Here is a 15914-nt window from a genome sequence, read left to right as displayed (position 1 = left end):
TCGATAGAGTCTCTCGTCCGCACCTGAGGAGCATCCTGGGGTGGGATTTTTGTTTGACCCAGAGGCCTCAGAAAGGAACCAACGTATGGTAGAAGAGAAAAAGCTATTTCAAGAGGTAGGCGAACCCAATTTCCCCAAGCTAGAAGAAGCTGTTCTGGCCTTCTGGCGTGAAAACAACATCTTTACCAAATCCGACCAAAAGCCAGCGCCCAAGGGGGAGTTCGTCTTCTACGAAGGCCCCCCCACTGCCAACGGCCAGCCTGCCATGCACCATGTGCTGGCCCGCAGTTTCAAAGACATCTTCCCCCGCTACAAAAGCATGCAGGGTTACCACATCACCCGCAAGGGCGGCTGGGACACCCACGGCCTGCCGGTGGAGATCGCCGTGGAGAAAAAACTAGGGGTGCTAGGGCGCAAGTCCCTCAACCAAGAGGAGATCGCCGAGTTTACCCGGCAGTGCCGCGAGTGGGTTTTTGCCAACATCGAGGACTGGAACTATTTCACTGAGCGGATGGGGATGTGGCTGGACCTGGAAAATGCTTATGTGACCTACCACAACAGCTACATCGAGTCGGTGTGGAACCTGCTCAAGCGGATGTGGGATCGGGGCATGATCGTGCAGGACTACAAGGTGGTACCCCTCAGCCCGCGCATCTCCACCACCCTCTCGCAGAACGAAATTGCCGACGGCTACCGTGAAGTGGACGACCCCAGCGTGTACGTGCGCTTCCCGCTCAAGTTGGAAACCACGCCCATGGCTGTGCGCGAGAAGCTAGAGGCGCAGGGTGTAAGGCTGGAAGCGCTGGGCGAGGTAGCCATCTTGGTCTGGACCACCACTCCCTGGACCCTGCCCTCCAACACCATGGCAGCCGTTCACCCTGAAATGGAGTATGCGCTGGTGCGTTCTCCCTCGGCAGGCCACCTCATCCTGGCCCGTGAGGCGGTGGCGCCGCTCCAGGCTTTGCACAAAGAAGACCTCGAGGTGCTGGCCCACCTCAAAGGGGCCGATATGGAGTGGTGGGAGTACACCCCCCCCTTCCCCGAGGTGTGCGTGGAGCTGGAAGCAGTTGAAGCGCAGGGCCAGCGCCGTCCCGATGGCCGGCCGGTGATGCACTTCATTGCCCTGGCCGACTTCGTCAGCGCTGAGGATGGCTCAGGGGTAGCCCACGAGGCCCCGGTCTACGGGGCGGAGGACCTCGAGCTAGCTCGCCGCTATGGTACGCCTTTGCTCTTCGGCACCGACGAGTACGGCATCATGCGGGTGAGCAAGGAACGGGGCAAGTTCTTCAAGGAGGCCGATAAAGGCCTGATCCAGGACCTCAAAGCCCGCGGTCTACTGTATCACGCTGGCCAGATTCGCCACCGCTACCCCTTCCACGACCGCACCGGCGACCCTATTCTCTACTTCGCCAAACCGAGCTGGTACGTCAAGACTTCCAATTACCGCGCCCAGCTTTGGGAAAACAACGAGAAAATCAATTGGGTTCCCCCGCACATCAAACATGGGCGCTTCGGCAACTGGCTCAAGGACAACGTGGACTGGGCCATCAGCCGGGAACGCTACTGGGGTACCCCCTTGCCCTTCTGGGTGGCCGAGGACGGCTCGGAGGTAATCTGCGTGGGCAGCGTGCGCGAGCTTTCGGCCTTGGCCGGGCGCGACCTGTCCGACCTAGACCTGCACCGCCCTTACGTGGACGAGGTCACCTTCGTCAAGGACGGCAAAACCTTCCGCCGGGTGCCAGAGGTGCTGGACGTGTGGTTCGACTCGGGGGCCATGCCCTACGCCCAGTGGCACCTGATGCTGGAAGGGGAAAAACCCATGGAGGGCTACGAGGAGAACTATGCCCTGTGGCAGCGCCACTTTCCTGCCGACTTCATCTGCGAGGCCATCGACCAGACCCGAGGCTGGTTCTACTCCCTACACGCCATTGCCACCTTGCTCTACAACCAGCCCGCTTTCAAAAACGTAATCTGCCTGGGGCATTTGGTCGACGAAAAGGGCTTCAAGATGTCCAAGAGCAAGGGCAACGTGGTGGAGCCCCTTCCCATGTTCGACAAGTACGGGGCAGACGCGGTGCGTTGGTATATGTTCACCGCCTCCGAGCCTGGCGAGCAGAAGCGTTTTTCCGAGCGACTGGTGCAGGAAGCCCAGCGAGGCTTTTTGGGCACGCTTTGGAACGTCTATAGCTTCTTTGTGCTCTATGCCAACCTGGATCGCCCCAACCTGAACCAGCGGCCCGAGGTGGCCATCCGCCCCGAGATGGACCGCTGGCTGGTGGCCCGAGTGCAGCAACTCATCCAGAAGGTAACCGCGGCCTTAGACGCCTACGACGCTCGGGGCGGCGGCAAGGAACTCGAGCGCTTCGTGGATGAGCTTTCCAACTGGTATGTGCGCCGCAACCGGCGCCGCTTCTGGAAAAACGAGGATGCCCTGGACCGCGAAGCAGCCTATGCCACCCTATGGGAGGCGCTGGTCACGGTAGCCCAGCTCTGCGCACCCTTTACCCCCTTTGTGGCTGAGGCCCTGTGGCAAAACCTGGTGCGCTCGGTAGAGCCAAAGGCCGCGGAGTCGGTGCACCTCTCCGACTGGCCCCAGGCCAACCCGGCCCTAATCGACCACGGCTTGCTTACCCAGATGGGCGCGGTGGTGCGGGTGGTGGGCCTAGCCCGAAGCGCCCGGGCCAAGAGCGGCATCAAGACCCGTATGCCCCTGCCCCGGCTTCTGGTCACCGCCCCCAGCGAGGAAGAACGGGTTGGCCTACAGCACTTTGCCAACGAAATCGCCGAAGAACTCAACGTTAAGCAGGTGGAGGTGCTGGCCTTAGGCGAGGAGCTGCTCACCTACCGGGTGCTGCCCAACCTACCCATCCTGGGCAAAAAATACGGCAAGCAGTTGCCGGCCATCCGCGCGGCTTTGGCCCAGATGGATAGCCGGGCCATTGCCCGAGCGGTACGGGCAGGACAAACCGTAGCCTTAGAGCTACCGGAGCAAACGATTCACCTCGCCCCCGAGGAACTCCTGCTGGAGGCTCTTTCCCCTGAAGGCTACGCTGCCGAGGAAGAGGAGGGCTACCTGGCTGCCCTCGAGGTGCGGCTGGATGAGGCGCTGCGGTTGGAGGGGCTCTGCCGCGACCTAATTCGCCTGATCCAGCAGGCCCGCAAGGAGATGGGCCTGAAGGTCTCCGACCGGATTCACCTCACCTATACGGCCGAAGGCCCTTACGCCCTGGCCATCGCCCAGCATGGCCCCAGGATTCAGGAGGAAACCTTAGCCCTATCCCTCCGCGCGCAGGAACCCCAAGGCCACCTGGTCGAGCTCTCCGACGAGGAAGGCGCGGCCCGCTTCGGCCTGCAAAAAGCCTAGGGGCGGCTTGACAAACCACCCAAGCCTCACCCATATACTTAGCCGTATGCCGGATTCGACACTGGTTGTGGTGGAATCGCCCGCCAAGGCCAAGAGCATTCAAAAAATGCTGGGCGCGGAGTACGAGGTGCGGGCCAGCAAGGGCCACGTGGCCGACCTGCCCGAGCGCGACCTAGGCGTGGATATTGAAGCCGATTTTGCGCCGCAGTACGAGGTTAAGAAAGACAAACAGCCGGTGGTCAACGAGCTGAGGAAGGCGGCCAAAGGCAAGCGGGTGCTCATCGCCACCGACCCCGACCGCGAGGGTGAGGCCATTGGCTGGCATGTGGCTCGGCTTCTGAACCTCGACCCACGCCAGCCCTTGCGGGTGGAGTTCCACGAGATCACCCCTAAGGTCGTGCAGGCTGCGGTAAAGCAGCCCCGCCCCATCGACCAGAGCCTGGTAGATGCTCAGCAGGCCCGCCGGGTGCTAGACCGGCTGGTGGGCTACCAGCTTTCCCCTGTACTGAGTATGGCCTTCCGCCGCCGGGCTCTTTCCGCCGGGCGGGTACAGTCGGTGGCCCTACGACTTTTGGTTGAGCGGGAAGAGGAAATCGAGGCCTTCGTACCCCAGGAGTACTGGAGCCTCGAGGGTACTTTCACCTCAGAAGGCCAGACCTTCCGGGCCCTGCTCTATAGGGTAGGCCAGGAAAGGGTACAGACCAACCAGGGCTTTCTGATCACCCAGGAGACCCAGGCCCAAAGCTTGGCCCACCGGGCACGGGCCATTTCCACCTACCGCATCCAGAGCCTCGAGCGCCGCGAACGGCGGCGCAACGCCCCTCCCCCCTTCACCACCTCTACCCTGCAACAAGCTGCCAGCAGCCGCCTAGGCTGGACCGCCAGCCGCACCATGCGGGTAGCGCAAAAGCTTTATGAGGGCGTAGAGCTGCCCGAAGGCCCGGTGGGCCTGATCACCTATATGCGCACCGACTCCACCCGGGTCTCGGCAGAGGCCTTGGCCGAGGTGCGGGTGTTGATTCCGCAAAAGTTTGGCCCGCCGTACCTGCCGGAAAAACCCAACTTCTACGCCAGCAAAAAAGCCGCCAACACCCAGGACGCCCACGAGGCCATCCGCCCCACCTCGGTTCATCGCACTCCCGAGGGGGTACGGAAGCACCTACAGGACGACGAGTTCAAGCTATACCAGCTTATCTGGCAGCGCTTTGTGGCCTCCCAGATGACCCCGGCCGTCTACGACCAGACCACGGTGCTGGTGGCCGGGGAGGAATTGGTCTTCCGTGCGGTGGGCTCGGTACTTAAATTCGACGGCTACTTGCGGGTCTACGGGCGGGAGGACGAAGAAGGAGAGAAGCAGCTCCCTCCCTTGAGGGAAGGGGCCGAGGCCCAGCTGCTCGAGGTGAAGCCCGAACAGCACTTCACCGAGCCGCCCTCGCGCTACACTGATGCCAGCTTAGTCAAGACTCTGGAAGAAATGGGTATTGGGCGGCCTTCCACCTATGCCCCTACCCTCGAGACCCTCGAGCGCCGGGGCTACCTCGAGCGCACTGGAAAAAGCCTCAAGCCCACCCCTCTGGGGCGCGAGGTGACCGGCTACCTGTTAAAGCACTTTCCCGATGTGGTGGCCTACGACTTCACCGCCCAGCTCGAGGCCCGCCTCGATGAGATTGAGGAGGGCAAGGCCCATTGGCCTAAGGTGGTGCGGGAGTTCTACGAACCCTTCCTGCGCGACTACGAAAAAGTGCCGCGCAAGCTCTGCCCCCAGTGCGGGCGGCCTTTGGAACTCAAGGTCTCACGCTTCGGCCAGTTTTTGGGCTGCACCGGCTACCCCGAGTGCAAATACACCGAACGGCTCGAGGCCAAAAAAGAGCCCGAACCCATCGGCGAGGCCTGCCCTGCCTGCCAGCAGGGCCAGCTAGTGCGCCGGTTTGGCCGCTATGGCAGCTTTATCAGCTGCGACCGTTACCCCACCTGCACCTACACCCGCGACGAAGCCCCCTCTACCGGCCTGGAGTGCCCTAAGTGCCATGCGGGCGAGGTGGTGCAGAAAACCAGTAAGCGGGGCAAGGCCTACTATCGCTGCAACAATCCCTCTTGCGACTTCTTGGCCTTCGATCCGCTGTTGCCGGAAAAGTGCCCCCTTTGCGGCTGGAACGAGATGGCCAAGGGCCGCTCGGGCCAGCGGGTCTGTGCTAACCCCGCCTGCCGCCGCTACGGCGGCCCAGACCTACAAGCTCTGAACCAGCGACGCCCTGCAAGCGGCAAGAACAAAGGAAAAGCGCCAAAAGCCCCTGCAAAGCCAAGCCAGCCCAGGGCTACCTGGGCCGACCTCGAGGCCCTGCTGCCCCAGGTGGGCCTTACCCCCGAGCAGGCCGAGGTGGCCCGCCACACCCAGGGGCAGCAGAAAGCCGTACCCGAGGTAGCCCGGGCCCTGGGGCGCTCGCCGGAGGAAACCTTGAAGCTCTTCCGTCAGGCTATGTTCAAACTGCGTATGGCCTACGGCAAAACCCGCAAGGAGGCGGTGGGGGCCTAGCTTGAAACTCCATCTGATCCGCCTTGCCAAGGCCCAGGGCCAGGCCCGCTTTCCAGGCATCGCGGCCTTTCGCGCTTGCCTGCTCACCCAGCCCGAAGAGGTGGCCGAGGCCCGGCTGTACCTGTTGCTCGAGGGGGAGGTGGTAATCGATCTGGCCGATCAAAGCTACCTCCACCTGCGCAAAGGCGAAGCAGCCCACCTCGAGGGCCCGCATCGGCTCACCCCGATCGACCCCAGCGTACTGGCGGTGTGGCGGCTGGTCTAATCAGGAAAAGGGAAAGCCACCGACTCGGCCCCTTTGGCCCGCAGCCGTTCCCAGGGAAGCTCGTCCAGCGGGTAGTACTTATCGGCCTGCTGGGCCAGGCGGTAAGAGGAGAGCACCTGAAACGTGGTGTTTTCGGCCTGCTTGCCCATATCCTGAATCACCCTGAGCACCTCGGCAAAGTCGCCGTCGCCCGAGACCAAAACGGCCACATCGTAGGCATCGGCATAGGCCAGCCGGAGCATATCGATGGCGATCTGGATATCCACCCCTTTCTCCACGAATCCCTCTCCCCGCCGCTCTAGCCGGCCCAAGCGCACCGTGACGTAGGGTGCCCGCTTGAGGTAGTTGAGGAAACTCTGATGGGCCTTGGCTGCCGGGTCCTCGTTGGGCAGGGGGGCGTTGTAGTAGTAGGCCCGCAACAGCGGACGGCCCGCCGCCAAAGCCGAGATAAAGGCCACAAAATCCAGGCGGTAATCGGTGCCTAGGGTGGAGACCAGGCCCCGATACAGGTTGCTGCCATCAATAAAAACAGCCACGCGGTCCATGCCTAAGGCTATGATAGGGGAGACAGATGAGCTACAAAGTATGACCGGCTTACACCACCCTGGCTTCGCCAGGATAGGGTCTTGGTTTGCGTTATTGTAGAGAGTATGGTTTCAGCAGAAGAACGCATACCCGTTAGCATAATCGGCGGTTTTCTGGGCGCAGGAAAAACTACTCTGGTTAACCACCTGGTGCGCTCCGGGGCACACCGCTTCGGTATCATCGTCAACGAGTTTGGCGAGACCAGCATCGACGGCTCCCTGATTGAAAACGTAGATACCGACGGCATCGCCGAGCTAGCCAACGGTTGTTTGTGCTGCGTGGGGCGGGAAGACCTGACCTCGGCCCTGTTCAAGCTGATCGCGCGTAAGGATAGACCCGAGTATATCCTGATTGAGCTTTCTGGCCTAGCCGACCCGGTGCCAGTGGCCCAGACCATCCTGGACCCCTTTGCCCGTAGTAGGTTTGCCCTAGACGGCATCATCGCCGTAGCGGATGCCCGCCACCTCGAGCGCACCCTGCAGAACAGCCCAGAAGGAGCCGTTCAGCTTGCCTACGCCAGCGTGGTGGTGCTCAACAAAACCGACCTGGTCTCCCCTACCCAAAGAGCCGAGGCCGAGGGGCTGATCCAAAAGCTCAACCCCCTGAGCCAGATTTACCCCGCCGTGCAGGCGAATGTGGCCCCCCAAGCGCTGCTGCACCAGCGGGCCTCTACCCCAGACTGGCAGCCCCAGCCCCACCCCCACCGGCATACCCCCCACCTCACGAGCTTTACCCTCCGGGCCGAGCGACCCCTCGAGCGGCAGAAGGTCAACGCCTTCATCGACCACTACCTGATCGCCCGACCCGATGCGGTGCTGCGCGCCAAGGGCTTTCTCAGTGTAAAAGGCTTTGAAAAACAGGTGATTTTCCAGTCGGTGCGGGAAATCTTCAGCCTCGAGCTATCCCGCCATCCCCCCACGGCCCCTTCCCACCTGGTGGTGATTGGGCGTGGACTGGACGCCCAGGAGTACCAGGAGGCTTTCCAGGCCCTGCAAGCTCTGTAACCCAGTTCCTCACGCGGTATCCAAGCAGGAGTATGCTGTAGTTCATGAGCCGCGCCTTCGAGGTGGAAAAACTCGGCCTGGTGCCCTATGGCCCGGCCTGGGAATACCAGAAAAAGGTACATGCCGAGGTGGTGGCGGGCCGGCGCAAGCCTACCCTATTGCTTTTGCAACACCCCCGCACCATCACCTTAGGCCGGGCCGCCAAGCCCGAGAACCTGCTTTTGAGCGAGACCCAGTACCGTGCCCAGGGCATCGAGCTTTTCTGGGTGGAACGAGGGGGCGATGTCACCTACCACGGCCCCGGCCAGCTAGTGGGCTACCCCATCTTTCCCGTAGGCCGGCAGGTGCGAGGATTTTTGCGCAAGCTCGAGGCCGCCATCGTGCAGGTGGCCGCCTCCTACGGCATCGAAAGCTTCCCCACGCCGGGCTATGCTGGGGTCTGGGTGCGAAAACCCGCACCCGTAGCTGGCTGGCCCGCGGTGGAAGAAAAGCTCTGCGCCTTTGGAGTAGCGGTGCGGCAGGATGTGGCTCTGCACGGTTTTGCCCTAAACGTGAACACCCGGCTCGAGGACTTCAACCTCATCGTACCCTGCGGCATCCGGGACAAGGGGGTGACCTCGCTGCAAAAAATTCTGGGACGGGAAGTTAGCCTAGACGAGGTGGCCGAACGGGTGGAGGAGGCTTTGGCCCAGGTCTTCCCCGCCTTCGCGGCAAAGGAAGTAGCATGAGCAATCTGAAAACCATCCAGCTCGAGGATTTCCAAAACGGTGGCCTGATCGAACTCAAGGTTATCCCCAACGGGGTAGCCCAAAGCCGGCCCGAACCCATAGACCGCAACAAACCCGCCTGGTTGCGGGCTACTGTGCCTACCGGGCCCAACTACCAACGCCTGAAGGAGCTTACGCGGCGGCTGCGCCTGCACACCGTCTGCCAGGAGGCCTTGTGTCCCAATATTGGGGAGTGCTGGGGCCACGGCACCATGACCATCATGCTCTTGGGCAGCGTGTGTACCCGAGCCTGTAAGTTCTGTGCGGTGGACACCGGCAACCCCAAAGGCTGGGTAGATCCCTTAGAACCCCTGCACGTGGCCCAGGCAGTGGCCGAGATGGGCCTTCGCTACGTGGTGCTGACCTCGGTAGACCGCGACGACCTGCCCGACGGCGGGGCGGCCCACTTTGCCGAGACGGTACGGCAGATTAAGCGGCTCGACCCCTCGGTCAAGGTCGAGACCCTCACCCCCGACTTTCAGGGCAACCTGGCCGATGTGGAAACCGTTCTGCAAGGAGGCCAGGACGTGTTCGCCAACAACCTCGAGACCGTGCGCCGCCTGACCCCGCAGGTCCGCGACCCCAGGGCCGGCTACGACCAGACCCTCCGTGTGCTGGCCCACGCCAAAAAGGTGCGCCCCGAGGTGCTGACCAAGTCCAGCCTGATGCTGGGCTTAGGTGAGAGTGACGAGGAAATCCGCCAGGCCATGCGCGACCTGCGAGCAGTAGGGGTGGATGTGCTCACCCTGGGCCAATACCTGCGCCCTACCCAGCACCACCTGCCGGTGGCGCGCTATGTGACCCCCGAGGAGTTTGCTCAATACCGTGAGTGGGGCTACCAGGAAGGCTTCCTCGAGGTTTTCAGCGGGCCTTTGGTGCGTAGCTCTTACCGAGCAGAAAAGGTCTTCTTCGAAGCCACCCAGCCGGAATAGCCCATGGCCGTAAGCATCCCACCCCACCCCCCAGGCCGGACGCTAGCCTTGGGCGATGCGGCCTGTATTCTGCTCTTTGCTGTTGTGGGCCTGCAAAGCCACGGTGAACCGGTCAACTTGAGTGGCATCCTGCGCAACGCCCTGCCTATTTTGCTGGTCTGGTGGCTGTTGGCCCCCTTCCTGCGCACCTACACTAGGCCTTCTTGGCGCAATCTGCTGGCAAGCTGGTTCCTGGCGGTGAGCGCGGGGGTGTGGCTACGGGCCATGGTGCTGCAAAGGCCCCTAGATACCAGCTATCTGGTCTTCTGGGTGATCGCCCTGGGGGCCACCTTGGTCCTGCTGCTGGCTTGGCGCGGGCTAGCCTGGCTTTTTTTGCGTCCAAAGCAGCCATGATCCGCCTTGTATCCGTCAACTTAAGCCGGGGTGAAGGCCCAAGCGGCATTGACAAGCGCCCGGTAGCCTCGGCCTTTGTTCATGCGTTGGGGCTGGCTGGCGACTATGTCGCCGACCAGGAACACCACGGCGGCCCTGACCAGGCGGTGTACGTCTATAGTGCGCAAGACTACGACTGGTGGATGGAGGAGCTAGGCCAGCCGCTGGCGGCCGGCACCTTTGGTGAAAACCTGACCTTCTCCAGCTTTGGCCCTGAGCCGGTGCGCATCGGCGACCGCTTCCGCATTGGCCCGGTTTGGCTCGAGGTCTCGGCTCCCCGCATCCCCTGCGCTACCCTAGCCGCCCACATGAACGACCCCGGCTTTGTTAAGCGCTTCCGCCAGGCGGGCCGCCCGGGGTTTTACGCCCGGGTGCTTCAGGCTGGCCTGGTGCAAGCCCCCCAGGCCGTCGAAAAAGTCGCGGCTCCCCCCCAGCACCCCCCCTTGGTTGAGGTTTTTGCGCTTTGGTATGAGAAAAACCCGTATCCCGCTCGCTTGCGCTGGCTGCTAGGGGCCCCCCTGGCCGAGCGGGCCCGGAGGGTATTCGCCGAGCGCTTGCGCAACCTCGAGGGGGCTTAGGTTACTCCAAGCCCACCTTGGCTTGGGCTAAGACCTCGAGGGCTTTCTCCAGCAGGGTATCCCGCCCCTCGGCCAGAGCGTACCAGTCCTCAGCTAAAAGTAGGCTGGGGGTCACCCGGTCGGGGTAGAAGCTGCCGTCCTTACGCTGGGCCCGGGAGGTGGTTATCTGCAGGCCCGAGCCATCGCTCAACCGCAAAAACAGGGTGGCCGTGTTGCCCACACCGGCGGTGGGCTGGCCAATCACTAAAGCCTGGCGGCCCTCCTGTACATCGAAGGTAAAGTACTCCGCACACGAGGCGGTTCGCTCGTTTACCAAGAGCACCACCGGCCCCGCCCAGCGCGCAGGCTGCACCTGGTACTGGGGCCGGTCGCGCCCCCCCAAGCGGTGGTAGTAGTAGCCGTCCTTATATCCCTGTTCGCTGGCCCGCCAATTGTCCTGTAGGCGCCGATAGGTCTCTTCCACAAAAGCCCCCGCCCCCACCAGGCACTCGCTCAGGACTCCCCCACCGTTGTTGCGCAGATCAACCACCATAGCCCAGGCCCCGCCCTGCTGGGCCTGCCGTACCAGCTCGTGAATGCGGGGGCCTATCTGCTGGTAGCCGCTAAAGGAAGGGATGCGCAGCAGCGCTACTCCATCCTCCCGCAGCACCAGGCTGGGAAGCTGGCGCAGCGAGATGATGCGGGGTTCCACCCAGACCTCGAGGGGTTGCCCCAACCGCTGAAGCCCTAAGCGCAGGGGCTGGCCCAGCCCTATCCGCTCTCGCAAAAACTCCAGGCGTTCCCCTTGAGCCTGGGGTAATGGCACCCCGTCGACGGCCAGAATGCGGTCTCCCCGGCGCAAACCAGCCTCGGCCGCCGGTGTCTCGGGGCTTACCTCCACCACCAACAAACCTTCCAGCCCCGGCACTACCTGGAGCTGCACCCCTAGCTGGGGCCGGCTGCTGCTCCCACCCGCCAGCCGGCGCTGCACCTCGGCATACTCTTCAGGGGTGAAGTAGCGGGTGTGGCGGTCGCCCAACTCGGCCACCATAGCCTGGATCAGGGGTAAGGCCTTCTGGGTGGGGCAGACCACCTCCTGAGCACAGGCCTTTTCCAGCTCGGCCTGGTATTTTTGCCGCAGCTCCTGCGGCCTGACCTGGGAAAATCCCGCATAATAGTCGCTTAAGAGGCGGCTTACCTCGTCGAGCAACCCCTGAGCCGGACTGGCCAGGCCCAGGCCCAGCACCAGCCATAAGAGGCCAACCCCCCAAAACCGCCACTGACCCATACCCTATTTTTAGCGCCAAGCTAGCCAATCGGGGTTGCCTACATCACAAGGAGAAGCCGCTCAGGGCATCCGGAAGGTCTGGGGCGAAAACGGCGGGTTTACCCGGGCCTCCCTTACCCGCACCTCAGCGAATAGACGACCATCGGCATACAAGCGAGCCTGGAAGGGAATAAGCAGCCCCGCGACCCGGCGCAGGTCGGTATAGCGCACAGTCAACAGCCCCTGGCTGTTTTGGTAGCGTTCAGCAATCAATCGATTCTGCTCGTCGACCAGATAGGTGGTTTGGGCCCCGCGGGTACGCACCACCACCGCCTGCCCGCTGGCCTCGGCAAAGGTCTTCCGCCCCTCGAGCCGGGCCACCTCGCGCCCCGCCCCCCCCAGGCGCAGGCCATACCAGGTCTGGTAAAGCCCATGGCGCAGTTCCCGGGCCAGCTCGGCCTCGAGGGGCTTGCTACCGGAAATCACGCTCCAGCTCTGTCCCCCCTCAGGGCCTACCTGGAGCACCTGAATCAACCGGGGGCCATCCCGGTACTCTACCCGCAGTCGCTCCGCAGCAAAGTCCACGTACGAAACCACCACGAGCTGGTGCTCGGGCTCGGGCCCCACAAAGGTGGTGAGGGTGGCGGTCTCCTGGTAGGTGCGCAAGCCAGCCAAGGCCGCCCCCCCGTGAGCCTGGCGCATCTTCTCTAGCAGTTGGGTTGCCCCGGGGGCTACCTGGGCCAAGGCCAGGGCCCCCACCATCCAGGCCAGAAACCACCCCATCCGTTTCATCAGCCCTAGGGTAAAACCCCAAGGTTTGACCCGGATAAGGATTTACCCCAAACGGTTCCGTACCGGTAGGATAGGCCCATGCCAGAGGAGAACAAACCCACCCCACAAGACCAGCTTTGCACCACCCAGCACAGCATCCGTATCGGGGACAAAGAACTGCCCTACCGGGTAACCTGCGGCACTATCGTGCTCAGGGAAGAGGCGGAAAAAGACGGCACTGCCGAGGGGCACAAACCCCGGGCCACTTTGTTCTTCGTGGCCTATACCAAGGAAGGGGTAGACGACCTCAGCCAGCGGCCCATCACCTTCTCCTTCAACGGTGGGCCTGGGTCGTCGTCGGTATGGTTGCACCTGGGCCTTCTAGGGCCTAAACGAGTAGAGATGGGCGACGCGGGGGCCCTCACCCCACCCCCCTACCGGCTGGTGGACAACCCCCATACCCTGCTCGAGGTCAGCGACCTGGTTTTCATCGACCCGGTAGGCACCGGCTATAGCCGCATGCTCGAGGGGGAAAAAGTGCGGGAGTACCACGGCTTCAAGCGCGACCTGGAAAGCGTGGGGGAGTTCATCCGGCTCTACACCAGCCGCTATGGGCGCTGGCTGAGCCCCAAGTACCTGATTGGGGAAAGCTACGGTACCACCCGGGCCGCGGGCTTGTCGGGTTATTTGCAGGAACGGCATGGCCTATACCTGAACGGCCTCATGCTGGTCAGCAGTATCCTCGAGTTCTCCACCGCCCGCTTCAACCCCGGCAACGACCTGCCCCACATCCTCTTCCTACCCTCCTTTAGCGCCACTGCCTGGTATCACCGCAAACTCCCCCCCGACCTTCAGCGCAAACCCCTGAAAAGCCTGCTAAAGGAGGTGGAGGCCTTTGCCGAAGGCGAGTACACCCTGGCCTTGATGCGGGGCAGTAAGCTGGCCCCCAGCGAGTACCGGCGCATAGCCCAGAAGCTGGCCCGCTACACCGGGCTTTCCGAGGAGTATGTGCGGGCCAGCAATCTGCGCCTGGAAATTTTTCGCTTCACCAAAGAACTCCTTCGCTCCGAGCGCAAAACGGTAGGGCGGCTGGACAGCCGCTTTACCGGCACCGACCGCGATGCAGCCGGCACAAACTTCGAGTACGACCCCAGTTATGCCGCTATCCAGGGGCCTTACACAGCAACCTTCAACCACTATGTGCGTCAGGAACTGGGCTTTCAGAGCGACCTACCCTACGAAGTCCTGTCCAATCTGTACCAGAATTGGAGCTACAAGGAGTTTGAAAACCAGTACCTGAATGTGGCCGAAACCCTGCGTAAGGCCATCTGCATGAATCCTTACCTGCGGGTATACGTAGGTAGCGGCTACTTTGACCTGGCCACCCCCTATTTCGCCACCGACTACACCCTGAGCCACCTTAGCCTCGAGCCCCACCTGCAAAAAAACATCCAGGTGCACTACTACCCCGCCGGGCACATGATGTACGTGCACCTGCCTTCCCTGGCCCGGCAGGCCGCCGACCTACGGGCCTTCATCCGCAAGACCCACACCCCTTGACCCTGGCCTTCAGGCCTCCCTAGCATGGGCCCATGCGCCTGGGCATTCTTCTTACCCCTGGTTTCCTCGAGGCCGAAGCCGCTTTGGTTATGGAGGCCGCTCGGCTTTTAGGCTGGGAGCGCTTCACCATCGCCCGGGGGCGCACCGCCTTAGAGGGCAGCGCTGGGGCGGTCTGGACCCCCAAGTACACCTTTGCGGCCCGACCCGGGCTGGATGTGCTGGTTATTCCTGGGGGCAGCCAGATGCGCAAGCTGGGGCGCGACGACGCCTACCAAGACTGGCTGGAGGAGGTCTGGGAAAGCCTACGGGCGGTGTTTGCCGGGGCCAACGGGGCCTTGTTTTTGCTCGAGGCCGGGCGCCTTTCTGGCAGTGCGGCGGCCCATCCTGTTGCCGCGGAGGCCCTGGCCGGCACTCCCCTAAAGCGAGTGGAAGAAGGTTGGCACTGGCAGGGCAAGCTCTGCACCACCCAGGGCTACCTCGAGCTGGTTCAGGCCCTTTTAGACTGGGCCGGTTTTGCCCAGGAGGCCAGGGCCCACCTGGGCCTATAAGCCTTGCGCTGCCTGGGGTAGAATGGGCCTTTGGTGTGCGGGCTGGAAAGCCTGCCCAGAGGATACCCATGGCATCGCTTGGAGTCGGAATCGTCGGTCTGCCCAATGTGGGCAAATCCACCCTGTTCAACGCCATCACCAAAGCCGGGGCTTTGGCGGCCAACTACCCTTTTGCCACCATCGACAAAAACGTGGGGGTGGTAACCCTGCCCGACCCACGCTTAGAGGCCCTGCAAAAGCTCTTCGTAAAAGGCGAGCGGGTGCCACCCATTGTGCCCACCCACGTGGAATTCGTGGACATCGCCGGACTGGTCAAAGGGGCCCACAAGGGGGAAGGTTTGGGCAACCAGTTCCTGGCCAACATCCGCGAGGTAGCGGCCATCGCCCACGTGGTGCGCTGCTTTGAAGACCCCAACGTGGTGCATGTGGCAGGCCGGGTAGACCCTCAGGACGACCTCGAGACCATCCACACCGAGCTGGCCCTGGCCGACCTCCACACCTTAGAAAAACGCCTGGAGAAGCTGCGTAAGTCGGCCCGCAATGACAAGGACGACAAAGCCCTGCTAGAGGTGCTCGAGCCCCTAGTGGCCCACCTCTCCCAAGGCCAGCCCGCCCGCACCTTTAGCCCTGCCGAGCCCGAGCTACTCGCCAAAGCGGCCCGCGAGATGGGGCTGCTCACCTACAAACCGGTTATCTACGTCTGCAACGTGGCCGAGGAAGACCTACCGGATGGCGCCCAGAACCCTCACGTGGCCAAGGTACGCGAGGTCGCAGCAGGTGAAGGAGCCGAGGTAGTGGTGGTCTCGGCCAAAATCGAGGCCGAGCTGGCCGAGCTATCCGAAGCAGAGGCTGCCGAGTACCGGCATACCCTGGGCCTAGAGGAATCGGGGCTCAATCGGCTGGTGCGCACGGCCTACCGCACCTTAGGCCTGCAAACGTTCTTTACCGCCGGTGAGAAGGAGGTACGGGCCTGGACCATCCGCAAAGGCACCAAGGCCCCCCAGGCTGCCGGCGAGATTCACTCCGACCTCGAGCGGGGTTTTATCCGGGCCGAGGTCATCGAGTGGCACAAGCTGGTCGAGGCTGGGGGTTGGGCCCAGGCCAAAGAGAAAGGCTGGGTGCGCACCGAAGGCAAAGACTACGTGGTGCAGGACGGGGACGTACTGCTGATTCTGTTTAACGTTTAAAGCTTCGCCCAAAGGGGCAATGCCCTCTCTTCACCCCGAACTGCGGCTCGCTCGAGGCCGAAGGCGCGAGCAGCACTAAAAATCACAGGTCAACCCACGGCTGCATCCTGCGCCTCGTCTTCGCTCGAGGCCGAAGGCGCGA

General features: G+C 62.7%; 14 protein-coding genes. 11 read left to right on the top strand and 3 right to left on the bottom strand.

Annotated elements, in window-relative coordinates; translation table 11 throughout:
• The first annotated feature begins 85 nt into the window (after window positions 1-85).
• The 3 genes from ileS to G552_RS0114305 are packed head-to-tail and all read left to right on the top strand — an operon-like array spanning window position 86 to window position 6162.
• Complete coding sequence (gene ileS / locus G552_RS0114315; RefSeq protein ID WP_027883606.1) at window positions 86-3364, top strand: isoleucine--tRNA ligase; 3279 nt, start codon at window positions 86-88, stop codon at window positions 3362-3364.
• Window positions 3365-3410: 46 nt separating this feature from the next.
• Window positions 3411-5897 (top strand): type I DNA topoisomerase, encoded by a 2487-nt coding sequence (topA, locus tag G552_RS0114310; RefSeq protein WP_027883605.1) that lies wholly within the window; start codon window positions 3411-3413, stop codon window positions 5895-5897.
• 1 nt (window position 5898) lies between these two features.
• The gene (locus G552_RS0114305) at window positions 5899-6162 is read left to right on the top strand and encodes a cupin domain-containing protein (RefSeq protein WP_027883604.1); all 264 of its coding nucleotides are present in this window, start codon (window positions 5899-5901) and stop codon (window positions 6160-6162) included.
• Here G552_RS0114305 and G552_RS0114300 read toward each other — a convergent pair.
• On the bottom strand, window positions 6159-6707 hold the full coding sequence (locus G552_RS0114300; protein WP_027883603.1) for a LabA-like NYN domain-containing protein: 549 nt from the start codon (window positions 6705-6707) through the stop codon (window positions 6159-6161). The two genes, G552_RS0114305 and G552_RS0114300, sit on opposite strands and share 4 nt — an antisense overlap.
• Window positions 6708-6812: 105 nt before the next feature.
• Between G552_RS0114300 and G552_RS0114295 the strand changes: the two genes are divergently transcribed.
• From G552_RS0114295 to G552_RS0114275, 5 genes are read left to right on the top strand one after another with little or no spacing between them, the layout of a single operon-like run.
• Window positions 6813-7751: a CobW family GTP-binding protein gene (locus G552_RS0114295; protein ID WP_027883602.1), complete on the top strand. Its 939-nt coding sequence runs from the start codon at window positions 6813-6815 to the stop codon at window positions 7749-7751.
• A 44-nt stretch (window positions 7752-7795) separates the two neighbouring features.
• The gene (lipB, locus tag G552_RS0114290; protein ID WP_027883601.1) at window positions 7796-8479 is read left to right on the top strand and encodes a lipoyl(octanoyl) transferase LipB; all 684 of its coding nucleotides are present in this window, start codon (window positions 7796-7798) and stop codon (window positions 8477-8479) included.
• The gene (gene lipA / locus G552_RS0114285; RefSeq protein ID WP_027883600.1) at window positions 8476-9450 is read left to right on the top strand and encodes a lipoyl synthase; all 975 of its coding nucleotides are present in this window, start codon (window positions 8476-8478) and stop codon (window positions 9448-9450) included. The genes lipB and lipA overlap by 4 nt, the downstream gene beginning before the upstream one ends.
• A 3-nt stretch (window positions 9451-9453) precedes the next feature.
• On the top strand, window positions 9454-9843 hold the full coding sequence (locus G552_RS0114280; protein ID WP_084640464.1) for a DUF3054 domain-containing protein: 390 nt from the start codon (window positions 9454-9456) through the stop codon (window positions 9841-9843).
• Window positions 9840-10460, top strand: a complete 621-nt coding sequence (locus G552_RS0114275) for an MOSC domain-containing protein (protein ID WP_245575220.1) — start codon at window positions 9840-9842, stop codon at window positions 10458-10460. Before G552_RS0114280 ends, G552_RS0114275 begins: the two co-directional genes overlap by 4 nt.
• 1 nt (window position 10461) lies before the next feature.
• Here G552_RS0114275 and G552_RS0114270 read toward each other — a convergent pair whose 3' ends face one another.
• Together G552_RS0114270 and G552_RS0114265 are read right to left on the bottom strand one after the other, a co-directional pair.
• A complete protein-coding gene (locus G552_RS0114270; protein ID WP_027883597.1) occupies window positions 10462-11727 on the bottom strand; it encodes a S41 family peptidase in 1266 nt (421 codons plus the stop codon).
• Between the two features lie 60 nt (window positions 11728-11787).
• Window positions 11788-12498, bottom strand: coding sequence for a hypothetical protein (locus tag G552_RS0114265; protein WP_245575219.1), 711 nt, complete (start codon window positions 12496-12498; stop codon window positions 11788-11790).
• 78 nt (window positions 12499-12576) lie between these two features.
• On the opposite strand from G552_RS0114265, the gene G552_RS0114260 reads away from it, so the two are divergent.
• From G552_RS0114260 to ychF, 3 genes are all read left to right on the top strand, one after another.
• A complete protein-coding gene (locus G552_RS0114260) occupies window positions 12577-14037 on the top strand; it encodes a S10 family peptidase (RefSeq protein ID WP_027883595.1) in 1461 nt (486 codons plus the stop codon).
• Window positions 14038-14069: 32 nt separating this feature from the next.
• The gene (locus G552_RS0114255; protein ID WP_027883594.1) at window positions 14070-14585 is read left to right on the top strand and encodes a DJ-1/PfpI family protein; all 516 of its coding nucleotides are present in this window, start codon (window positions 14070-14072) and stop codon (window positions 14583-14585) included.
• A gap of 68 nt (window positions 14586-14653) precedes the next feature.
• Window positions 14654-15772, top strand: a complete 1119-nt coding sequence (gene ychF / locus G552_RS0114250) for a redox-regulated ATPase YchF (RefSeq protein ID WP_027883593.1) — start codon at window positions 14654-14656, stop codon at window positions 15770-15772.
• Window positions 15773-15914: the final 142 nt, after the last annotated feature.

The organism is Meiothermus rufus DSM 22234 (genome assembly GCF_000423425.1).
In the GTDB taxonomy this organism is placed as follows: domain Bacteria; phylum Deinococcota; class Deinococci; order Deinococcales; family Thermaceae; genus Meiothermus; species Meiothermus rufus.
This window is presented reverse-complemented; position numbering and strand designations above follow the sequence as displayed.